Genomic DNA, 20,863 nt, shown 5'->3' with positions numbered 1-20,863 from the left:
CATCGCCGGCAAGCCAGCTCCCACAGGATTACCACAGACCTCAGGTTGGGTGCGGTCCCTGTGGGAGCTGGCTTGCCGGCGATGAGGCCGGAATGGCCTATCACAATGTCAGGGTCAGGCCTTTGACCAGTGCCCCCGGCAAATGACTCGACCCGGTACTGCGCTGTCCATAGGTACTGGTCGACAGAATCATCTCGCGCTCCTGCGTCAGGTCCTCCAGTTGGCTACCTAGCAAGCTGTACAGGCTGTCATCGAAGCGCATGGTGCTCACCGGGCCCTGGATCTGCCCGTTCTCCACCCAGAAGGTGGCGAAGCGGGTCAGCCCGGTCATGCGTGCCGCCGGCAAGTCGGAATAGTTCAGGTACCACAGGTTGCTGATGTACAGCCCGGTACCGAGCCGCTCCAGAATCTGCTCGCTCGGCAGGCTACCTGCTGCCAGGCTCAGCGCACACGGCGACTCGTAACTATCGGCGCCATTGGCCAGCAGCTCGAACTCGGCCGCACTGCGCGCACTGATCAATCGCTGCCGGGCCTCGCCTTGCTGGATCAACGGCACATCCAGGCGCGGCGAGCCTTCATCGGAAAACGCCGGGCTCAGCGAACCGCTGACCTGCTCGGTGAAGCTAACCAGCGGGCTCAGCCGCGCATCGCCGTTGTACAGGCGCTGCAGGGCGCTGTTGCCAGTGGCCAGGGCCTGTGCGGAAAAGCCGCCCCAGCACAGCATGCCGGCTATTTCGTCCATGGCCGCCGGGGCCAGGTAGGCGCGGTAGCTGCCAGGTTTCAGCGTGACGGCAGGGCGGCCAAGGAAACCCAGCTGCTCCCGCGCCTGGCGCAGGCGTGCGGTGAAGTCGTCGGCGCTCCACACTTGCCCGGCATACTTGGCCTTCACCGCCTCGCCGTTTTCGTGGAACAGGCTCCAGTCGAAGTTGAAGCTGTTGGCCTGGTGCCAGCCGAAGGCCCCGAACGAGCTGGCGAAGCCCCGGCAGATGGGGCCGGCGGCGTAGATGCCGACAAGGTCCAGGTCGCCGGCTTCGCGCTCGAGCAAGGTCAGCACATCGCTCAGTTCGGGCAGCGGCTGCTCCTGCTGGCTGTGGCTGTGCCAGGCGCTTTCGTCCAGGCGCAGGTACGGATCGACCGCCAGCAGTGGCAAGGTCTGGCGCAGTTGCTCCAGGGCCGTGAACAGGCGCTGGCTATCCAGTTGCGTGTCACCACTCAAGGTCACCTGTTGCTCTGCCTGGCGGCCATCGCGGATCAGCCGCAGTTGCGCGCCGGCCTGGTTCACGGTGCCGGCCTGGCGCACCTTGGCATGGTTGAAACGCACGAATTGCGACTGTTCGGCGCTGTAGCCGAGGGTGAACTGTTCGCCCGTCTGCAGGGCTTTGCGCACATCCCCGACCAGGGTTTCGAAAGCGTGTTTCATCAGGCGTCTCCTCCGAATACGTCGATCTGGCGGAACACGCAGGCCGGCGAGGCGTGGCCGACCCGCACCACCTGGTTGGGTTCGCCCTTGCCGCAGTTGGGCGTGCCCAGCACCTGGAAGGTACTGCTGTCGCCGACCGCCGCCAGGTTGCGCCAGAACTGCGCGGAGATGCCGCGGTAGTTGGGGTTCTTGACGATACCCTTGAGCTCGCCGTTTTCGATCAACTGCCCCCATTCACAGCCGAACTGGAACTTGTTGCGTGCATCGTCGATGGACCAGGAACGGTTGGTGCGCATCAGGATGCCGTGCTCGATGCCCTTCACCAGCTGATCCAGGCTCTGGTCGCCCGGCTCGATGTTGAGGTTGGCCATGCGGTCGATCGGCGCACGGTTCCAGCCGCAGGCGCGGCTGTTGGCCACGCCGTCGAGGCCGGAGCGGAACTGCGACAGCGCACCACCCAGCGGGCGCAGCAGCAGGCCATCGCGGATCAGGAACTGCTTGCTGGCCGGGGTGCCGTCATCATCGAAGCTGTAGCTGGCCAGCTCTTCGCCGATGGTCGGGTCGAAGGTCACGTTGAGCAGCGCGGAGCCGTACTGCAGGTGGCCGAAGTCACCGGCCTTGACGAAGCTGGTGCCGGCGTAGTTGCGCTCGTCGCCGAGAATGCGGTCCATCTCCAGCGGGTGGCCGATGGATTCGTGAATCTGCAGCATCATCTGGTCCGGCATCAACAGCAGGTCGCGCGGGCCGCTGGGGGTGTTCGGTGCCAGCAACAGTTGCAGCGCCTCGTCGGCCACCCGGCGGGCAGCCCCGACCAGGCCACAGCGCTCGATGATCTCGAAGCCGCCCTGCTGGCCGAAGTTGTCGCGGCCCAGGCTGCGGCTCTGGCTGTCCTGGCCATCGCTGGCGGTCACGCCCAGGCCCGGGAACAGGAAGCGCTGGGCGTGGCGCAGCTCGGCGCCGGCCGAGTTCAGGTAGGTCTGCTCGACCAGGCTCAGGCCCAGGCTGGCCTGCCAGTCGACCAGGCGGCTGTCCTTGGGCACGCTGGCCGATTCGGCAGCGAGCAGGCCAAGGCAGTCGGCGAGGTTGGGCACGGGTTGGTCGAAGTTGGGCGAAATGTGGTCGTGGCGTGCGCTGGTCACCGGTTGCTCGCGCAGGTCCAGCAGGTTGTACCGGGCGATCTGCCGGGCCAGCGCCTCGGCGTGCTCCAGGGCGCGCTGCAGGCCGGCCTGGGACAGGTCGGCGGTGGCGGCATAGGCTTCCACGCCATTCACCCGCACGGTGAGCATGGCGCCCTCGTCCTGGCTGAAGAAGGGTGGTTCCGCGACGTTGCGGCGAACCGACAGCGCCTGGTGCGACTGTTTCACATGGCGCAGGGAAAACAACTCGGCCGTACTGCGCAGCGCGGCAAAGCGCTGGCGCAGCAGGGCGCTGGTATCGAACATGTGGAAGCCTCCGTGTACACGGTGGCTCCCCCTTAGAACCACTCGTCCTGCATGGTGAGGCAAGTGTCGTCGCGCGCCTCGAGCAATGCCAGCTCATTATGGCAGCCAGGTACTTCCCAGGTCAGGAAATAACGCGCGGCTTGCAGCTTGCCGAGGTAGAAGTCGCGGTCGGCGGGGTTGCCCTTGAGCAGTCCGAGTTCGGCATGAATCGCCTGTTCCAGCCAGCGCCAGCCGATCACGCAGTGGCCGAAGGCCTTGAGGTACAGGGCCGAGTTGGCCAGGGCTCCGGCGACTTTGCCCTGGGCCAGGTCACCCAGCAAGGCCAGGGTCACACCTTGCAGGCGGTTGACCAGTTGCTCCAGCGGCTGGCGCAGCGGGTCGAGGTTCGGATGGTGGCTGGCGCGCTCGCCGGTGGCGGCGATCGACCGGATCAACTGCTTGAGGCCGGCGCCATTGTTCTGCGCCAGCTTGCGGCCCAGCAGGTCGAGCGACTGGATGCCCTCGGTGCCTTCATGGATCGGGTTCAGGCGGTTGTCGCGGTAGTACTGTTCAACCGGGTATTCGCGGGTGTAGCCGTGGCCGCCGAGGATCTGGATCGCCAGTTCATTGGCCTTGAGGCAGAACGTCGAGGGCCAGGATTTGACGATCGGGGTCAGCAGGTCGAGCAGCTCCTGCGCCTGCTTGCGGGCGCTGTCGTCGCTGGCCGTCTGGGTGTCGTCGAACAGGCGCGCGGCATACAGGCCCAGGTCGAAGGCGCCCTCGACGTAGGCCTTCTGTGCCAGCAGCATGCGTTTCACATCGCTGTGCTCGATGATCGGCACCGCCGGGCTGTGCGGGTCTTTGTTGTCCGGCAACCGACCCTGCGGGCGCTGGCGGGCGTATTCCAGCGAATACAGGTAGCCGGCGTAGCCGAGCATCACTGCGCCCATGCCGACACCGATGCGTGCCTCGTTCATCATCTGGAACATGCAGGCCAGGCCTTGGTGTGGCTGGCCGACCAGGTAGCCGACGCACCGGCCGTTGTCGCCGAAGTTCAGCGCGGTGGAGGTGGTACCGCGCCAGCCCATCTTGTGGAACAGCCCGGCCAGCAGCACATCGTTGCGCTGGCCACGGCTGCCATCTTCGCTGACCAGGTACTTGGGCACGATGAACAGCGAGATGCCCTTCACGCCAGGCGGAGCATCCGGCAGTTTGGCCAGCACCATGTGCACGATGTTTTCCGACAACTCGTGATCACCGCCGGAGATGAAAATCTTGTTGCCCTTGAGCCGGTAGCTGCCGTCACCGGCGGGTTCAGCGCGGGTGCGGATATCGGCCAGTGACGAGCCAGCGTGGGGTTCGGTCAGGGCCATGGTGCCGAAATAGCGGCCTTCGATCATCGGCTGCAGGAACAGGCGTTTCTGTTCATCGCTGCCGAAGCTCTCGATCAGGTTGGCCGCGCCCATGGTCAGGAACGGGTAGGCTGTGGTGCCGGCGTTGGCCGCCTGGAAGTGGGCGAAGCAGGCTTGCGAGACCAGGCTCGGCAGCTGCATGCCGCCGACTTCGAAGTCGCGGTTGGCGTTGAGGAAGCCGGCTTCGAGAAAGGCGTCGACGGCGGGTTTCACTTCGGGGATCAGTTCGGCGCGGCCGTCCACGTAGCGCGGCTCGTTTTCGTCGGCCTTGCGGTTGTGCGGGGCGAAGAACTTTTCGGCGATGGTGCAGGCAGTTGATAGCGCTGCATCGAAGGTTTCGCGGCTGTGCTCGGCGAAGCGCGGGCGCTGGGTCAGGGCCTCGGCGTCGAGGACTTCGTAGAGTTCGAAGGCGAGGTTGCGGGGGCTGAGCAGGGTCTCGGGCATGGTCGCGGTCCTGAGGCGGGATGCTGCGAGTGTAGGAGGGTGGTGGGGTGGGGGACAGGTTAATAGGTTTGGGTGATATGGGTTGAGAACACCGGGATGTCTGGTGGTTGGTCGCACAGCTCACGCGGGGGCAGTTGTTGTTTTGCCTGTTCGGGCCCTTTCGCGGGTAAACCCGCTCCCACAAGTACTGCGCAGCCCCAGCCATCAACGCTGCACCTGTTGGAGCGGGTTTACCCGCGAAAGGGCCGCAACAGGCGCAGGAAAATGTAGAGACGTTTCCTACAAGTCAGAGCGGAACTGGACTACTGCGGATCGAATGCCATTTGGCCTTGAATGTGTGCTTTGGTGTTCGCAATGAGGCTTTTCTGATGAGTGACGTCCACAAGAACGACTTGACTGATTCCGAGGGCAAGCAACTTCCCTTCTTCGTAGTCTCGCCCCTGAAGTTTGGCGCAATGACCTTCTTCACCCTTGGTTTTTACTGGCTGTATTGCTTTTATCAGAGCTGGAAGCTGCATGGAGTGAGGACAGGAGAAAAGGTCAGCCCATTCTGGCGAAGCGCTTTTGCAGTGTTCTTCATCTACCCGTTATTGAGAAGGGTGAATGATCATATTCGCGAGTCAGGCAGAACCTACCCTTGGTCCATTCTGGGGCTCACGCTGGGCTACTACGGTATGTGTGCTGCCTGGGTGGCTGCCAGTGTGATTCTGGATGATCAGTTGTGGGCGGCGTATTTTGCGGGTGTAGTCATTCAAGCAGCTTGGTTGGTCATTCTGGTGCCCATGCAGAAAGGCGCCAATTTCAGCGCCGGGGATGAGGCAGGGGTGGCCAACAGCCGTTTCACGCTGGCCAATTGGTTGTGGATGCTGCTGGCTGCCGTAATTACAGCAACGCAGCTGTTTGCTTTGGTCACACTTTCGTCCATGGTTTGAGCAGCGTCGCAGCAGAATTTGCCGGGGCCGCTTTGCGGCCCTTTCGCGGCGCAAGGCCGCTCCTACAAAGCTCGGTATTCCGGCGAGGTTCGAAGAGGGAGCATATTGAAGAACTCGAACTTGAGCTGGCATGCGATCGTTTTCCTGTTTTGGGGAGGCATGGACGCGTTCTACATCTGCCTTTGTGTCTTCCGCAGTACGGAGCGAGGTGCCATACCTTTCTGGACGGATTTCAAGGACGCATTGAGCAACATGCAGATCTGGGGAGGAGGGCTAGAGCTAATCGTCTGGCTAGGCCTGGTTCTGCAGCTTTCGTTGATAGCGACCTGCGCGTTGTTTCTTATGCGTTGCCGGTTGGCTGTCTACTTGGCGATGGTGCAGATCCCCTTTCGCATCTTTTTTATCGTTCCTTCGATATCCATACTCCTGTTGTTGCCGATGCTGGCTTCCAGTATCAGTAACTCGGTGTGGATTGTGCTGATGCTGACTTCGGAGGCTGGGAAAGGCTGGTGCCTATTGTGGCTCTGGCGAAAGCGCGGGTAACGGTGTGCGCCGGGTTTTTTGGATTTTTCTACCGGTCTGTCAACCCATGCACAGCTGCCACCCTCTTGTTTGACAGCAGGTGGTGATAGTTCCTGATCCACCACTGAACGCAGATTCACTCGAAGATCCTAATCTAGGTCGCGAAGTTCGCACTGAGGCTTAATGATGTGTCGCCTGAGCCGGCCCTTTCGCGGGCATGCCCGCTCCCACAGGTACGGTGCAAGTCATGAAGCCTTTGGTGATCCTGTGGGAGCGGGCGCGCCCGCGAATAGGCCTGGCCAGGCACTCGAGAATTATCAGGGGATTGAACAATGACAACAGAAGACACCCAATCCGCATCGAGCCTGGCATCCCGTGCAGGGACGCCCGTGAGCAGTCGTCGGAGTTGATGGGTTATGTCCGCGAATTGACCATTACCGGGCTGATGGATGAGAAACCGATGATGATCTGGGCTGCCCATTACCTGAGTGCGATGGCCAAGGCACTGATGGATGATGCTGAGTTGGGGATGAAGCAGTGAGGATTTGGCTTCAGGTTGAATGAACACCTGTCAGCCCAACCCCAGCCCCCATAAAAAAAGGAGAGCCGAAGCTCTCCTTTTTTCGTTAACAACCCTCAGCCTCAGCCAATGGTCATCAGGCTGGCATTACCACCGGCAGCAGCAGTGTTCACACTCACCGCCCGCTCGATCACCAGGCGCTCCAACGCCATCTGGTGGTCGCCGCTGGACAGCCCGTGCACACCCACGATCGCCCCGGCACGCTTGGCCACCTGCTGGCACACGCCGCGCAGCTGGTCCGAGTCGCCATGGTGGATCACGGCGTCGAACGCCACTTCATCCTTGTTCCAGTCCGCCACCAGCTTGACCTTGGCCTGCAGCTCTCGCGGCAGGCGGGCACGCAGGGCCTTGCCCGGCTCGCCGTCAGCCCATACCGCCGAGCTGCCAACGGCCAGCACTGCGGCGAACTGCGCCAGCAGGTCGGCTTCGTTGTCGGCCAGGCACAGCACGTGCTCACGTGGCAGGATGGTGTAGCTGTTGCGCTCGCCGGTCGGGCCTGGCAACAGGCGGGCGATGCCGCTCTGCGACTGGCTGGCGAACTGGCTGCACAGCGCGGCCAGGTCGGCCAGCTGGTTGCTCTCGGCCCAGGCCTTCAGGCCATGCAGTGGCTTGATCAGCTGTTCGTGCAGGGCACGGTCAGGCTTGCCTTCGCCGTCCTGCTGCTGGAAGTGGCGGCCAATCGCGTCGGCCGGGCGGGTCGACAACAGGCGGTACAGGTACAGCGGGCCGCCGGCTTTCGGGCCGGTGCCGGACAGGCCTTCACCACCGAATGGCTGCACACCCACCACTGCACCGACGATGTTGCGGTTGACGTACATGTTGCCGGCGTTGGCGGTTTCCACCACATTGGCGATGGTCTCGTCGATGCGGGTGTGCACGCCGAGGGTCAGGCCGTAGCCGGAGTTGTTGATCTGCTCGATCAGCTGGTCCAGGTTGCGACGGTTGTAGCGCACCACGTGCAGCACCGGGCCGAAGATTTCACGCTTGAGCTCGTCGAAGCTTTCCAGCTCGATCAGGGTCGGCATGACGAAGGTGCCGCGCTTGAGCTCGGCAGCATCGGCAATGGCCACCTGGTAGACCGAGCGACCTTTCTCGCGCATGCCCTGGATGTGCTTCTCGATGCCGGCCTTGGCTTCGGCGTCGATCACCGGGCCAATGTCCACGGCCAGGCGGTCCGGGCAGCCCAGGCGGCTTTCGGCCATGGCGCCCTTGAGCATTTCGATCACGCGGTCGGCAGAGTCTTCCTGCAGGCACAGCACGCGCAGTGCCGAGCAACGCTGGCCGGCGCTGTCGAAGGCCGAGGACACCACATCGATCACCACCTGCTCGGTCAGTGCCGAGGAGTCGACGATCATCGCGTTCTGGCCACCGGTTTCGGCGATCAGCGGGATCGGGCGGCCCTGGTTGTCCAGGCGGCCGGCGACGTTGCGCTGCAGCAGACGGGCCACTTCGGTGGAACCGGTGAACATCACGCCCTTGACGCGCTCGTCACCCACCAGGCCGGCACCGACGGTTTCACCACGGCCTGGCAGCAGTTGCAGCACGCCTTCAGGGATGCCGGCTTCCAGCAGCAGGCGCACGGCCTGGGCGGCGATCAGCGGGGTTTGCTCGGCCGGCTTGGCCAGTACCGGGTTGCCGGCGGCGAGCGCTGCGGCTACCTGGCCGGTGAAGATCGCCAGCGGGAAGTTCCACGGGCTGATGCACACCACCGGGCCCAGCGGGCGGTGGGCGTCGTTGCTGAAGTCGTTGCGTGCCTGCACCGCGTAGTAGCGCAGGAAGTCCACGGCTTCACGCACTTCGGCGATGGCGTTGGCGAAGGTCTTGCCGGCTTCGCGGATGAGCAGGCCCATCAGCGGCTGGATTTCGGCCTCCATCAGGTCGGCGGTGCGCTCCAGAATGGCAGCGCGCTCGGCCGGCGGGGTGGCCTGCCAGATCGGTGCTGCATTCAGTGCGCACTGGATGGCGTTGTCGACGTCGGCGACAGTGGCTTCCTGAACATGGCCGACCACGTCGCGGTGGTCCGCCGGGTTCAGCACCGGTGCGGCTGCGCCTTCGCTGGCAGCGCAGGCCAGCAGTGGCGTGGCTTTCCAGTCGTTGTGAGCGGTGGCCAGCATGGCGCAGGACAGCGATGCCAGGCGGTGTTCGTTGGCCATGTCGATGCCGGCCGAGTTGGCCCGCTCGCTGCCATACAGTTCACGCGGCAGCGGGATACGTGGGTGCGGCAGGCCGATGTTGCCTTCCTGGGTGCCCATGCGCTCGATGCTGGCGACCGGGTCGGCGACCAGTTCCTGGATGGAGATCGAGTGGTCGGCGATGCGGTTGACGAACGAGGTGTTGGCGCCGTTTTCCAGCAGGCGACGTACCAGGTAGGCCAGCAGCGTTTCGTGGGTGCCGACCGGTGCATAGACGCGGCACGGACGGTTCAGCTTGCCTTCGGAAATCTTGCCGACCACCTGCTCGTACAGTGGCTCGCCCATGCCGTGCAGGCACTGGAACTCGTACTGGCCCGGGTAATAGTTCTGACCGGCAATGTGGTAGATGGCCGACAGGGTGTGGGCGTTGTGGGTGGCGAACTGCGGGTAGATGGCTTCTGGCACGGCCAGCAGCTTGCGGGCGCAGGCGACGTAGGACACGTCGGTGTACACCTTGCGGGTGTAGACCGGGTAGCCTTCCAGGCCTTCGACCTGGGCGCGCTTGATTTCGCTGTCCCAGTAGGCGCCTTTCACCAGGCGGATCATCAGGCGGTGGCGGCTGCGCTTGGCCAGGTCGATGACATAGTCGATCACATACGGGCAGCGCTTCTGGTAGGCCTGGATAACGAAGCCGATACCGTTCCAGCCGGCCAGCGAAGGCTCGAAGCACAGGCGCTCGAGCAGGTCGAGCGACAGCTCCAGGCGGTCGGCTTCTTCGGCGTCGATGTTCAGGCCGATGTCGTACTGCTTGGCCAGCAGGGTCAGCGACAGCAGGCGCGGGTACAGCTCTTCCATCACGCGCTCGTACTGGGCGCGGCTGTAGCGCGGGTGCAGCGCCGACAGCTTGATCGAGATGCCAGGGCCTTCATAGATGCCACGGCCATGGGAGGCCTTGCCGATCGAGTGGATGGCCTGTTCGTAGGACGCCAGGTACTTCTGTGCGTCGTGCTCGGTCAGTGCGGCTTCGCCGAGCATGTCGTAGGAATAGCGGAAGCCCTTGGACTCGAAGCGGCTGGCATTGGCCAGGGCTTCGGCGATGGTTTCGCCGGTGACGAACTGCTCGCCCATCAGGCGCATGGCCATGTCGACGCCCTTGCGGATCATCGGCTCGCCGCTCTTGCCGATGATGCGGGTGAGCGAGGAGGTGAGGCCGGATTCGTTGTGGGTGGATACCAGCTTGCCGGTCAGCAGGAGGCCCCAGGTGGCGGCGTTGACGAACAGCGACGGGCTGTTGCCCAGGTGCGGCTGCCAGTTCCCGGTGCTGATCTTGTCGCGGATCAGCGCGTCACGGGTGCCTTTGTCGGGGATGCGCAGCAGGGCTTCGGCCAGGCACATCAGTGCCACGCCTTCCTGGGACGACAGCGAGAATTCCTGCAGCAGGCCCTGAACGATGCCGGCACGACCGCCAGCGCTCTTCTGGTTACGCAGTTTTTCGGCGATGCCGGCGGCCATCTTGTTGGTCGCTTCGGCCAGCGGGGCGCTCAGGCGCGCCTGCTCCAGCAGCATCGGTACCACTTCCTGCTCGGGGCGGCGGTAGGCGGCAGTGATCGCCGAGCGCAGTACCGACTGCGGCAGGATGCTCTCGGCGAACTCGAGGAAGCACTGGTGGCTGTGGTCGGGTTGGACCTCACCGGCGTCGTCGGCCAGGTTGCTGGCATGGCCGTTGAGTTCGGTCAGGGTGGCACCACCCTCGAGCTTCTCCAGGTAGTTGAAGATCGCTTGCTTGATCAACCAGTGCGGGGTGCGGTCAATCGACTGCGCAGCTGCCTTGAGTCGCTCACGGGTCGGGTCATCGAGTTTGACCCCAAGGGTGGTCGTCGCCATTTCTTATCCTCGTTATTGCCACGGTTGTGGCCTAAGCTGGCGCCAAGAGTAGCTGTAGGACAATTCGGGTGCAACCAGGTGCAACCCGAATTTTTCATGGAAAAGGTGCAACTCGTCCGACCGTCATTTCCATGCCCGGAAAAGGGTCGTTTTCGGTGCGTTTTATTCTGAAAAGCGGGGGTGTTGCTCCCAAAAGGAGCAAAAAATCAGATTTGTCTGAAAATGCACGAGAAGGTGCAACTTGCAAATGAAAAATGGTTGCACCCGCTTTGCGTTGTTGCATAGGATTCGCCGCCTGGGTGCAACCGCCATGGCTGCGGTTGTGCATGACATAAAAACAAACGCCAGGGCACACGCATGGGCAATCCACTAACGATCACTTTCGTGGTCTATATCGCGGCAATGGTGCTGATCGGCTTCGCCGCCTATCGCTCCACCAATAACCTTTCCGACTACATCCTCGGCGGTCGCAGCCTGGGTAGCGTGGTCACCGCGCTTTCCGCCGGCGCTTCCGACATGAGCGGCTGGCTGCTGATGGGCCTGCCGGGCGCCATCTACTTCTCCGGCTTGTCCGAAGCCTGGATTGCCATCGGCCTGACCGTCGGCGCCTACCTGAACTGGCTGTTCGTCGCTGGTCGTCTGCGCGTGCAGACCGAGCACAACGGCGATGCGCTGACCCTGCCGGACTACTTCTCCAGCCGCTTCGAAGACAACAGCGGCCTGCTGCGGATCATCTCGGCCATCGTGATCCTGGTGTTCTTCACCATCTACTGCGCCTCCGGCATCGTTGCCGGTGCCCGTCTGTTCGAGAGCACCTTCGGCATGCCGTACGAAACCGCCCTGTGGGCCGGTGCTGCTGCGACCATCGCCTACACCTTCATCGGTGGTTTCCTGGCGGTGAGCTGGACCGATACCGTGCAGGCTTCGCTGATGATCTTTGCGCTGATCCTCACTCCGGTGATCGTGCTGATCTCCACTGGCGGCTTCGATACCACCTTCGCTGCCATCGATGCGGTCAACCCGGCCCACTTCGACATGTTCAAGGGCGCCACTTTCATTGGCATCATCTCGCTGATGGGCTGGGGGCTGGGCTACTTCGGCCAGCCGCACATCCTGGCGCGTTTCATGGCCGCCGACTCGGTGAAGTCGATCGCCAACGCCCGTCGTATCTCCATGACCTGGATGATCCTTTGCCTGGTCGGTACCTGCGCCGTGGGCTTCTTCGGCATCGCCTACTTCTCGGCGCATCCTGACCTGGCAGGCCCGGTCAGCGAGAACCACGAGCGGGTGTTCATCGAGCTGGCCAAGATCCTGTTCAACCCATGGGTTGCCGGTGTGCTGCTGTCGGCCATCCTCGCGGCGGTAATGAGTACCCTGAGCTGCCAGCTGCTGGTGTGCTCCAGTGCCCTGACCGAAGATTTCTACAAGGCGTTCCTGCGCAAGAATGCTTCGCAGGTCGAGCTGGTGTGGGTCGGCCGCCTGATGGTGCTGGCCGTCGCCCTGATCGCCATCGCCATGGCCGCAAACCCGGAAAACCGCGTGCTGGGCCTGGTGGCTTACGCCTGGGCCGGCTTCGGTGCTGCCTTTGGTCCGGTGGTGCTGATTTCGGTACTGTGGAAAGGCATGACCCGTAACGGCGCACTGGCCGGTATCGTGGTGGGCGCACTGACCGTGATCCTGTGGAAGAACTTCGACACCCTCGGGCTGTACGAAATCATCCCGGGCTTCCTGTTCGCCAGCATCGCCATCTTCGTGGTGAGCAAGTTGGGCAGCCCGTCGCAGGCAATGGTCAAGCGCTTCGAGACTGCTGATGCGGCGTATCACGCTGACAAGTAATACCCGTTGAGTCGGCGGCGCCTGCTTCGCGGGTGAATCCGCTCCCACAGGGATTGCACAGAACTCAAATTCTGTGAGGTGCCTGTGGGAGCGGGTTTACCCGCGAAGATGCCGTCGCCGATCAGCAGCCAGGCCTGACTCCGCCTGCAAGGCAAGGTAAACTTGCCACCCCCGCAGGAGTTGCCATGAACTATCGTCACGCCTTCCACGCCGGCAACCACGCCGACGTCCTCAAACATATCGTGCTGACCCGCCTCATCGCCCTGATGTCGCGCAAGGAGCAGCCGTTCGCCTATATCGATACCCATGCAGGGCTTGGCCTTTATGACCTGCAGGGCGACCAGGCAACCCGCACCGGCGAGTACCTGGAAGGTGTCGCCCGCCTGTGGAATCGCGATGACCTGCCGGCCATGGCCGACGACTATCTGCGTATCATCAAGCGCCTGAATGCCGATGGCGAGCTGCGCTACTACCCTGGTTCGCCCGAGCTGGCCCGCCGCCTGATGCGCCAGCAGGACCGCGCCCTGCTCAACGAGAAGCATCCCGAGGACGGGCCGCTGCTCAAAGAGAACATGAAGAAAGACCCACGCGTGGTCGTGCACCTGGGCGAAGGCTGGCATGTGCCGCGGGCCTTGCTGCCCGTGCAGGAAAAGCGCGCGATCATGCTGATCGACCCGCCGTTCGAGCAGGCTGACGAGCTCAAGCGCTGCACTACCGCCATGAAAGAGGCGATCAGTCGCATGCGCCAGACCGTCGCGGCCATCTGGTACCCGATCAAGGACCAGCGTTCGCTGACCCGCTTCTACCAGGACCTGACCAGCACCGGCGCACCGAAACTGCTGCGGGTCGAGTTGTATGTGCACCACCAGGACAGCCCGCAGGGGCTCAATGGCTCAGGTCTGGCCATCGCCAACCCGCCGTGGGGGTTGGAAGAAGAGCTCAAGGAGCTGCTGCCATGGCTGGCCAAAGAGCTTGCGCAAACCGCCGGCAGCTTCCGCATGGACTGGCTGATCGCCGAATAATATTGCTTGCCTGTACCGGCCCCATCGCCGGCAAGCCAGCTCCCACAGGTACAGCGCGGGCCTCAAGGTCGGTGGGTGTACCTGTGGGAGCTGGCTTGCCGGCGATGAGGCCAGTACAGGTTGCCGCGTTGCGCACATGTTTGCGTTATAATCCCGCCCTTTAGCCGCCACCCGCCCAAGAGGCCGCTGGCGCATTTCTACCGAATGAAGAGGCTAATCCCTTGGCATTGACGATTCTTGGCCTGTCCGGCGCCCTTAGCCATGACCCTTCCGCGGCCTTGTACATTGACGGCAAACTGATTGCCGCCGCCGAAGAAGAGCGCTTCGTGCGTGACAAGCATGCGAAGAACCGCATGCCCTACGAGTCGGCGAAGTTCTGCCTGGAACAGGCAGGCATCAAGCCATCCGACGTCGACGTGGTAGCCATCCCGTTCGCCCCGATCAGCCTGTTCGGCAAGGCGCGCTGGCACTATGCCAAGCGCTACTGGTACGCCCCGGACCGCGCCCTCGACGCCATCCTGATGGGCAACCGTCGCTACAAGCGCTACCGCAAGAAGATCGTCTGGTGCCTGGAGCAACTGGGCTTCGACCCGAAAAAGGTCAAGATCGAGCCGGTCGAGCACCACCTGGCCCACGCCTCCAGTGCCTACCACTGCTCGGGCTTCAAGGAAAAAACCGCAATCCTCGGCATCGACGGTAAAGGCGAATACGCCACCACCTTCTTTGGCTACGGCGAAAACGGCAAGATCCACAAGATCAAGGAATTCTTCGACCCGGACTCGCTGGGCGGCCTGTACGGCGCAATCACCGAGTTCCTCGGCTTCGAGATGCTCGATGGCGAGTTCAAGGTCATGGGCATGGCGCCGTATGGCGACGCCAGCAAGTACGACTTCTCGCGCCTGGCCAGCTTCGAAAACGGCGAACTGGTGATCAACACCGAATACGCCAACGTCATTGGCCTGCGCCGCTATAAAGAGAAGGGCAAGGGCTTCTACTTCTCGCCGAAGCTGATCGAATGGCTGGGCCCCAAGCGCGAAGGCGACATCGCCGACGAGCCGTACATCCATTACGCGGCCAGCATGCAGGCGCTGTTCGAAAAGATCGCTCTGCAGATGATCGACCACTACCTGGGCGACGTGCTGCGTGAAACCGGCAAGCTGGCCTTTGCCGGCGGTTGCGCGCTGAACGTCAAACTCAACCAGAAGATCATTGCCCGCCCAGACCTGAAAGAGCTGTTCGTTCAGCCGGCTTCCGGTGACGCCGGTACCGCCGTGGGTGCTGCCGCCTACGTTTCCCACGCCCGTGGTGTGCCGGTCGAAAAGATGGAGCACGTCTACCTCGGTCCTTCGTATTCCAACGAAGACGTGATTGCTGCCTGCGCTCGTCACCCGAACGCGCCGAAGTGGCGCAAGCTCGACGACATGCCGCAGCGCATCGCCAAAATCATGGTCGATGGCAACCCGGTGGCCTGGTTCCAGGGCCGTATGGAGTTCGGTCCCCGTGCCCTGGGCGGCCGTTCGATCATCGGTTGCCCGAGCGTGCCGGGCGTAGCCGACCGCATCAACGAGCAGATCAAATTCCGCGAACGCTGGAGACCTTTCTGCCCGTCGATGCTCGACACCGTCGCCCCGCAGATGATCAAGGTCGACCACCCCGCGCCGTTCATGACCTTCACCTTCGAAGTGGCTGAAGAGTGGAAGACCCGCGTGCCGGAAGTGGTCCACGAGGACGGCACTTCGCGTGCCCAGGTGCTCAAGCGCGAGTACAACCCGCGCTACTACGACATGATGAAGGCGCTGGAAGACCTGACCGGCAACGGCGTGTCGCTGAACACCTCGCTGAACCGCCGTGGTGAACCGATGATCTGCTCGCCGACCGACGCCCTGAACATGTTCTTCGGCTCGGACCTGCAGTACCTGATCATGGAAGACATCCTGGTTGTGAAGGACGGCGCGGCCCCGTATGACCAGCCGCTCTGAACCGCGCATCCTGCAGTTCTGCCATGGCTATGACGGGCCGTTCCTGGACTGCGCCCGTCAGTACGCCAGCCTGTTCCAGGGGCGTGGCTACCAGGTCACCACGGTGTTCCTCACCGGCGCCGCCGACCCGCAGGTAGCGGCTGGCTGCGCGTCGGACGAGGTGCTGTTCCTGGAGTTCAGCTCCAAGGCCGTGCGCGGCCTGAAACTCGGCGCCATCCGTGCATTGCGGCGGATTGCGGCCGAACGCAATTTCGCCTTCTGCATTGCCCATCGCTTCAAGCCGATCTACGTGGCGTTGCTGGGCACCGGCTTGCCGGTGATCGGCGTGCACCATGCTTTCGGTGATTACGAGCGCAAGGGGCGACGCATCTTCGCCAACCTGTTCAGCAAACGCCTGAGCTTGCTGGGCGTGTCGGATGCAGTGCGTGACGACATGCGCCGCTGTCTGCCGCAGTGGCCGGCAGAGCGTATTCAGACCTTGTACAACCGCATCGACATCGACGCCCTGCAAGCGGCCCTGGTGCCACGCGCCGAGGCCCGCCGGGCCTTGGGCCTGGATGCGCAGGCGTGGATTGTCGGTAACGTCGGGCGCCTGCACCCGGACAAGGACCAGGCCACCCTGCTGCGTGGCTTTGCCGAAGCGCTACCGGGGCTGCCGGCTGGCGCCCGCCTGGCAATTCTTGGCAAGGGGCGCCTGGAAGCCAAGCTCAAGGCCCTGGCCGCCGAGCTGGGCATTGCCGGGCAAGTGGACTTCCTTGGCCAGGTGCCGGATGCGCGCCGTTACTTCCAGGCATTAGACGTATTCGCCCTGAGCTCCGACCATGAGCCGTTCGGCATGGTCCTGCTCGAAGCCATGGTCGCCGGTGTACCGGTACTGGCCACGGCCTGTGGTGGTGCCCGCGAAGTGGTCGAGGGTGTTGGCGTGCTGTTCCCGCTGGGCGATGCCGGGCAACTGGCCCAGGGCCTGAAACACATGGCTGTGCTCGATGGGCAGCAGCGTCAGGCCTGTGCCGAGCACATGCTGCAGCGCCTGCGTGAACGCTTCTCCGACCAGGCGGTGCGCGAGGCCTTCTGGCAGCTGCCGCAAGTTCGTGCGTTGGTGGGGCAGGCCTGATGCTCAACCGTATCCAGGCCTTCCGCGAACGCGGTTGGCAAGTTATCGACGCCAAGGCCTACGCCGAGGCATGGGCCCGCTTTGGTGGCAGTGTCGCCACCCATCCTTTGGTGGTCGAGCAGCTGGCGGACCTGGCACAGATCCCGGTGCGTTACCTGGGCTGGCACCAGGCCGGCGAGCTGAAGGCCGCCATCCCCACCTGGGGGCGTCACCTTGCGCTGTCCAAGGATGTGCTCAAGCGTGCCGGCAAAAAGGCCCTGTTCGACCTGGGCAATGCCGAGATCATCCTGCCGGCGGCGGCCGATGCCGCTGCACCGTTGCGCCATGCCGCGCGCTACCTGTCCGAACTGAACCAGGGGCGCTTCAGCGGCCTCAAGGCGCAGAAGGAACAGCTGGCCATGGCCCGCGCCCACGAAGACCTGTCGAAGAAGTTCCGCTACAACCAGCGCCGCGAACTGCGCCTGCTGGAAGAGGCGGGCGGTGTGGTGCGCCCGATCAGCGACTTCAGCGCGCAGGAAATCGCCAGCATGTACTGCGACCTGTTCCTGCGCCGCTGGGGCTTCCCTGCCACCGGCGCCGAGCGCATGGCCGAGGTGCTGGAGCGCCTGCGCGAGCTGCTGATCGGCTCGGTGCTGCTGTTGGACGGCAAGCCGATTGCCATCCAGCTGGTTTACCGTGTCGAAGCGCCGGAATGGATCAGCGTCGAGTACATCAATGGCGGTGTCGACCCTGAAACCAAGGCCTTCAGCCCCGGCAGCGTGCTGAGCTTCCTCAATACCCAGGCCGCCTGGGAAGACGCCCGTGCGCGCAACAAGCCGCTGCGGTTCTCGTTCGGCCGTGCCGACCGCGAGTACAAGGACCGCTGGTGCAACCCCGTACCGGTGTATCAGGCGTGAGTCGCAAGCAGCAGCTGCTCAAGCGCCACCGGCGCAACAAGCGCCTGGGCCTGCTGGCAGGTCTGGTCGCGCTGGTGGCCGTAGGTGTGTTCAGCTGGTGGTGGTTGCCACTGCTGCTGTTGCCGCTGCTGTGGGCGGCCCATGAAGCCTGGTTTGCCGACCACCTGTTCTATGCGCCAGGCGAGGACTACGCCTACGACTTCGGCGAGCAGACCCGGGAGGCTCCTGCCAGCCTGAACGGCGGCCTGCTCAAGGCTGACTGCGTGCTGCAGGGCAACGAAACCCTGATCCTCGAGCTGCGGGTAAAAAGCAGCTGGCTGGGGCGCTTCCTCGACCCGCAGGTCGAGCTGATGGCTGGCGAGCAGGCCGATCGGCAAACCTTCGAGCGCGGCGTCGATGGCGTGCGCTTCCTCAACTTGACCGGCCTCGCCGCACCTCTGCAGGCTGGCGCGTTGCGCCTGCGTGGCCGGCATTGCCGGCTGTCGGGCCAGCCGCGCTTGTGGATAACCCCGGCGGTCGAGCTGCAACGGCGCCGGGTGATGGTGATCGCGCCGCATGCCGATGATGCCGAGCTGGCCGCTTACGGTCTCTACAGTCAGGCCGACGAAACCTGGGTAGTGACCCTGACCGCCGGTGAGATCGAGGCCGAACACTATCAGCAGATGGGCCTGGCAAAGGCCGAAGCCGCGCGCCTGAAGGGCCGCCTGCGGGCTTGGGACAGTATCGCCGTGCCGCGCTGGGCCGGTGTGGCGGAATCGCGTTGCGTGCAGCTGGGCTACTTCTGCCTGCAACTGCCTGCCATGCAGGCTGCGCCAGACCAGCCGGCCGCGTCCCGTGAGGCCGACCTCGCCGACATTCGCGTATTCCGCCGCTTCAACCCGTTCCCGCTGCCGGCCGACGGCGATGGCGCGCCGACCTGGCGTAACCTGCTGGCCGACCTGCGGGCCTTGCTTGAAATGGCCAGGCCAGAGGTGCTGGTGATGCCGCACCCGCAGCTCGACCCGCACCCCGACCACATATGTGCCCAGGCAGCGGTGCTGGAAGCCTTGCAAGGCTTGGCCTGGCAGCCGCAAACCCTGCTGTGCTACGCCAACCACCTGCATGACAACGACCGCTGGCCGATGGGCGACAGTGGTGATGGCGTGGCCTTGCCGCCGCAGCTGAGCGCTGCCCAGGCGTGGGCACCTTGCAGCCTGGTACTGGACCTGGCAACCCAGCGCGACAAGGCCATGGCCCTGGGCATGATGCACGACCTGCAGCCGCCGGCGCCGTTCAAGCGCCGCCTGCGCCGCTTGTTGCAGCGCTGGCTGGCCGGGCGGCGGCCGTCGCCTTACGGCGAGAACGAATTCTTCCGCAAGGCCGTGCGCCGACATGAACTGTTCTGGCGGCGTGAGCTGTAGCTGCGCCCCATGGTTGACTGCGATGGCGCAGAGCGCCCAAGGAACCCAATGAAAGTCCTATTTCTGGTGCAGAAGGAACAGCGGGCGATTCTCGACCGCCTGTACGATGGCGTCGCGGCCAACTGCGAGTGCGACCTGCGCTGGTTGACCAGCGAAGACCAGCGCAACCTGCGCCGCTATTTCAAGCGTGAAGTGCAGGTCGAGCGCTATGACCGCATTGTCTTCTTCCTGCGTTTCAAGCAGGAGATCCGCCAGGCGGCGTTCATCCGTACCGTGCCGAACCTGGTCATCCTCGAGCACGATGCCTACCAGAACTACATCCCGTGCAAATACACCGGCAAGTTCAGCGCCCATTACCGCAAGCTGCCCTGGGCGCGGGTGATCAGCTCCGGCTACATGGTCAGCGAGCGCCTGCGCCAGGAAGGTTTCGACGCCGTGTTCGTGCCCAAGGGCTACGACGAGCAGTTGCTGGCCGACCAGGGGCGTGAGCGCGACATCGAACTGGCCTTCGTCGGCAGCACCAACAGCGTGGCCTACAGCGGCCGCAAGGCATTGCTGGACGAGCTGGGCCGGGTCGAGAACCTGGTGGTGACCCGCACCAAGTCGGGTGAGGACTACTGCAACACGCTCAACCGGATCCGCTTCTTCGTCAGTGCCGACGTCGGCATGGGCGAATACATGATCAAGAACTTCGAAGCAATGGCCTGTGGCTGTGTGTTGCTGGCGTATGACCAGGGCGAGGAAGAGAACCGCGCGCTGGGCCTGCAGGACATGCACAACGTGGTGTTCTATGACAGCATCCCGACCCTCCAGGAAAAGCTCCGCCACTTGCGTGCGGACCCTGAACTTGCCCGGCAGATTGCAGAAAATGGCCGCCACCTGGCGGTTTCCCGTTTCAGTTTCGGGGCAGTTGGACGTAGCATCGTCGACCACATGCGCCCGGCGCTCAGGCCCCATCCGCCGTTGTCTGCATGGCAGCGGCTGCGCCTGAAGCTGGGCATCTAACATAAGAACTTTCGCGCCTGCGGAGCGGGCGTTGAAAGTCGATAGTCGCAATGCGGAGGGAGTCCGGTGCGCTTTTCAAATGAGAGTGACGTCACGCTCGTCGTGACCAGTTGTGGGCGGTTCGATCTGCTCAAAGATACCCTTGAGAGTTTCGATCGCTACAATACTGCGCCCATTCGCGAAGTGTTTATCACCGAAGACTCCGGTGATGATGCCGTGCATGCCGCTGTGCCTGAGCACTGGAAACCGCACTGCAAGGTGTTCGTCAACCGGCCCAAGCTGGGCCAGCTGCCGTCTATCGACCTGGCCTACAGCCACGTCAAGACGCCCTACATCTTTCACTGCGAGGACGACTGGCACTTCTATCGCCAGGGCTTCGTCGAAGACTCCCGGGCCATTCTGGAGGTCAGCCCCGACCTGTTGCAGGTGTGGCTGCGCAGCCATGCCCATGACCTGGCCATCCACAGCCCGTACATCCATCTGGGCGATCGCCGGGTGATCGCCGGGGTGCCTTGCTACCCGCTACTGTCCGACAAGGCCGAGTGGCAGGCGTTTTCGCTCAACCCCGGGCTGCGTCGTTTGAGCGATTACCAGCGTTGTGCGCCATTTGCCGCCTATGCTGGAGAGAAGGCACTTTCCCGGCGCTATTCTGAGTTAAACCTGACAGCGGTCACCTTGGAGGGTGATGCAGTATTGCACACTGGATTTGGTAATCACGTGACCTTGCCCATCGAAGTGGAGCGCAAGGCCAAACGTCGTAAACGTGATCGGATAAAGTTGGCATTGACGCTGGTGGCGGGTGCCGTGATTGGCATGGGAATCACCATTTTTGTTCAATGAAGTGTCCCACCTGACATGAGCGGG

Annotated in this window: 16 protein-coding genes; 11 read left to right on the top strand and 5 right to left on the bottom strand. The window is 63.4% G+C overall.

Features of this window, described 5'->3' with window-relative positions; translation table 11 throughout:
* Nucleotides 1–100: 100 nt before the first annotated feature.
* From CAG44_RS00335 to CAG44_RS00325, 3 genes are read right to left on the bottom strand one after another with little or no spacing between them, the layout of a single operon-like run.
* Nucleotides 101–1,420, bottom strand: a complete 1,320-nt coding sequence (locus CAG44_RS00335) for a TldD/PmbA family protein (RefSeq protein ID WP_085691392.1) — start codon at nucleotides 1,418–1,420, stop codon at nucleotides 101–103.
* Nucleotides 1,420–2,862: a TldD/PmbA family protein gene (locus CAG44_RS00330; RefSeq protein WP_025340872.1), complete on the bottom strand. Its 1,443-nt coding sequence runs from the start codon at nucleotides 2,860–2,862 to the stop codon at nucleotides 1,420–1,422. The genes CAG44_RS00335 and CAG44_RS00330 overlap by 1 nt, the downstream gene beginning before the upstream one ends.
* A 32-nt stretch (nucleotides 2,863–2,894) precedes the next feature.
* A complete protein-coding gene (locus tag CAG44_RS00325) occupies nucleotides 2,895–4,697 on the bottom strand; it encodes an acyl-CoA dehydrogenase (RefSeq protein ID WP_085691391.1) in 1,803 nt (600 codons plus the stop codon).
* Between the two features lie 368 nt (nucleotides 4,698–5,065).
* On the opposite strand from CAG44_RS00325, the gene CAG44_RS00320 reads away from it, so the two are divergent.
* The 3 genes from CAG44_RS00320 (at nucleotide 5,066) to CAG44_RS00310 (ending at nucleotide 6,692) form a co-directional block, all read left to right on the top strand.
* Entirely contained in the window at nucleotides 5,066–5,629 is a 564-nt protein-coding gene (locus CAG44_RS00320) for a hypothetical protein (protein WP_085691390.1), read from the top strand.
* Between the two features lie 105 nt (nucleotides 5,630–5,734).
* Nucleotides 5,735–6,172, top strand: coding sequence for a hypothetical protein (locus CAG44_RS00315; RefSeq protein WP_085691389.1), 438 nt, complete (start codon nucleotides 5,735–5,737; stop codon nucleotides 6,170–6,172).
* A 268-nt stretch (nucleotides 6,173–6,440) separates the two neighbouring features.
* Nucleotides 6,441–6,692, top strand: a complete 252-nt coding sequence (locus CAG44_RS00310) for a DUF3077 domain-containing protein (protein ID WP_085691574.1) — start codon at nucleotides 6,441–6,443, stop codon at nucleotides 6,690–6,692.
* Between the two features lie 101 nt (nucleotides 6,693–6,793).
* Here the strand turns inward: CAG44_RS00310 and putA are convergent, their stop codons facing one another.
* On the bottom strand, nucleotides 6,794–10,747 hold the full coding sequence (gene putA, locus CAG44_RS00305; protein ID WP_085691388.1) for a trifunctional transcriptional regulator/proline dehydrogenase/L-glutamate gamma-semialdehyde dehydrogenase: 3,954 nt from the start codon (nucleotides 10,745–10,747) through the stop codon (nucleotides 6,794–6,796).
* A 94-nt stretch (nucleotides 10,748–10,841) separates the two neighbouring features.
* Nucleotides 10,842–11,030, bottom strand: coding sequence for a hypothetical protein (locus tag CAG44_RS27405; protein WP_143493363.1), 189 nt, complete (start codon nucleotides 11,028–11,030; stop codon nucleotides 10,842–10,844).
* Between the two features lie 74 nt (nucleotides 11,031–11,104).
* On the opposite strand from CAG44_RS27405, the gene putP reads away from it, so the two are divergent.
* From putP to CAG44_RS00265, 8 genes are all read left to right on the top strand, one after another.
* On the top strand, nucleotides 11,105–12,583 hold the full coding sequence (putP, locus tag CAG44_RS00300) for a sodium/proline symporter PutP (RefSeq protein ID WP_085691387.1): 1,479 nt from the start codon (nucleotides 11,105–11,107) through the stop codon (nucleotides 12,581–12,583).
* A 185-nt stretch (nucleotides 12,584–12,768) separates the two neighbouring features.
* Nucleotides 12,769–13,605, top strand: a complete 837-nt coding sequence (locus tag CAG44_RS00295) for a 23S rRNA (adenine(2030)-N(6))-methyltransferase RlmJ (protein ID WP_025340863.1) — start codon at nucleotides 12,769–12,771, stop codon at nucleotides 13,603–13,605.
* Between the two features lie 221 nt (nucleotides 13,606–13,826).
* Nucleotides 13,827–15,584 carry a carbamoyltransferase gene (locus CAG44_RS00290; RefSeq protein WP_013974482.1) on the top strand — a complete coding sequence of 586 codons (1,758 nt, stop codon included), beginning with the start codon at nucleotides 13,827–13,829 and terminating at the stop codon, nucleotides 15,582–15,584.
* Nucleotides 15,568–16,698, top strand: a complete 1,131-nt coding sequence (locus CAG44_RS00285; protein ID WP_085691386.1) for a glycosyltransferase — start codon at nucleotides 15,568–15,570, stop codon at nucleotides 16,696–16,698. The genes CAG44_RS00290 and CAG44_RS00285 overlap by 17 nt, the downstream gene beginning before the upstream one ends.
* On the top strand, nucleotides 16,698–17,594 hold the full coding sequence (locus CAG44_RS00280; RefSeq protein WP_085691385.1) for an antimicrobial resistance protein Mig-14: 897 nt from the start codon (nucleotides 16,698–16,700) through the stop codon (nucleotides 17,592–17,594). The genes CAG44_RS00285 and CAG44_RS00280 overlap by 1 nt, the downstream gene beginning before the upstream one ends.
* The gene (locus CAG44_RS00275) at nucleotides 17,591–18,994 is read left to right on the top strand and encodes a PIG-L deacetylase family protein (RefSeq protein ID WP_085691384.1); all 1,404 of its coding nucleotides are present in this window, start codon (nucleotides 17,591–17,593) and stop codon (nucleotides 18,992–18,994) included. Before CAG44_RS00280 ends, CAG44_RS00275 begins: the two co-directional genes overlap by 4 nt.
* A gap of 48 nt (nucleotides 18,995–19,042) precedes the next feature.
* On the top strand, nucleotides 19,043–19,999 hold the full coding sequence (locus CAG44_RS00270; protein WP_085691383.1) for a glycosyltransferase: 957 nt from the start codon (nucleotides 19,043–19,045) through the stop codon (nucleotides 19,997–19,999).
* Between the two features lie 66 nt (nucleotides 20,000–20,065).
* Nucleotides 20,066–20,839 (top strand): glycosyltransferase family 2 protein, encoded by a 774-nt coding sequence (locus CAG44_RS00265; protein ID WP_039612457.1) that lies wholly within the window; start codon nucleotides 20,066–20,068, stop codon nucleotides 20,837–20,839.
* The last annotated feature ends 24 nt before the right edge of the window (nucleotides 20,840–20,863 follow it).

Origin of the sequence: Pseudomonas sp. B13(2017) (assembly GCF_002113245.1) — a bacterium.
Taxonomy (GTDB): Bacteria; Pseudomonadota; Gammaproteobacteria; order Pseudomonadales; family Pseudomonadaceae; genus Aquipseudomonas; species Aquipseudomonas putida_Z.
The sequence above is the reverse complement of the archived record's forward strand: the minus strand, read 5'-3'. Positions and strand labels throughout refer to the sequence as shown.

Coding starts and splice junctions, on each gene's coding strand:
- CAG44_RS00335 (WP_085691392.1), bottom strand. CDS start 1,420: ATGAAACACGCTTTCGAAACCCTGGTCGGGGATGTGCGCAAAGCCCTG.
- CAG44_RS00330 (WP_025340872.1), bottom strand. CDS start 2,862: ATGTTCGATACCAGCGCCCTGCTGCGCCAGCGCTTTGCCGCGCTGCGC.
- CAG44_RS00325 (WP_085691391.1), bottom strand. CDS start 4,697: ATGCCCGAGACCCTGCTCAGCCCCCGCAACCTCGCCTTCGAACTCTAC.
- CAG44_RS00320 (WP_085691390.1), top strand. CDS start 5,066: ATGAGTGACGTCCACAAGAACGACTTGACTGATTCCGAGGGCAAGCAA.
- putA (WP_085691388.1), bottom strand. CDS start 10,747: ATGGCGACGACCACCCTTGGGGTCAAACTCGATGACCCGACCCGTGAG.
- CAG44_RS27405 (WP_143493363.1), bottom strand. CDS start 11,030: ATGCAACAACGCAAAGCGGGTGCAACCATTTTTCATTTGCAAGTTGCA.
- putP (WP_085691387.1), top strand. CDS start 11,105: ATGGGCAATCCACTAACGATCACTTTCGTGGTCTATATCGCGGCAATG.
- CAG44_RS00295 (WP_025340863.1), top strand. CDS start 12,769: ATGAACTATCGTCACGCCTTCCACGCCGGCAACCACGCCGACGTCCTC.
- CAG44_RS00285 (WP_085691386.1), top strand. CDS start 15,568: ATGACCAGCCGCTCTGAACCGCGCATCCTGCAGTTCTGCCATGGCTAT.
- CAG44_RS00280 (WP_085691385.1), top strand. CDS start 16,698: ATGCTCAACCGTATCCAGGCCTTCCGCGAACGCGGTTGGCAAGTTATC.
- CAG44_RS00270 (WP_085691383.1), top strand. CDS start 19,043: ATGAAAGTCCTATTTCTGGTGCAGAAGGAACAGCGGGCGATTCTCGAC.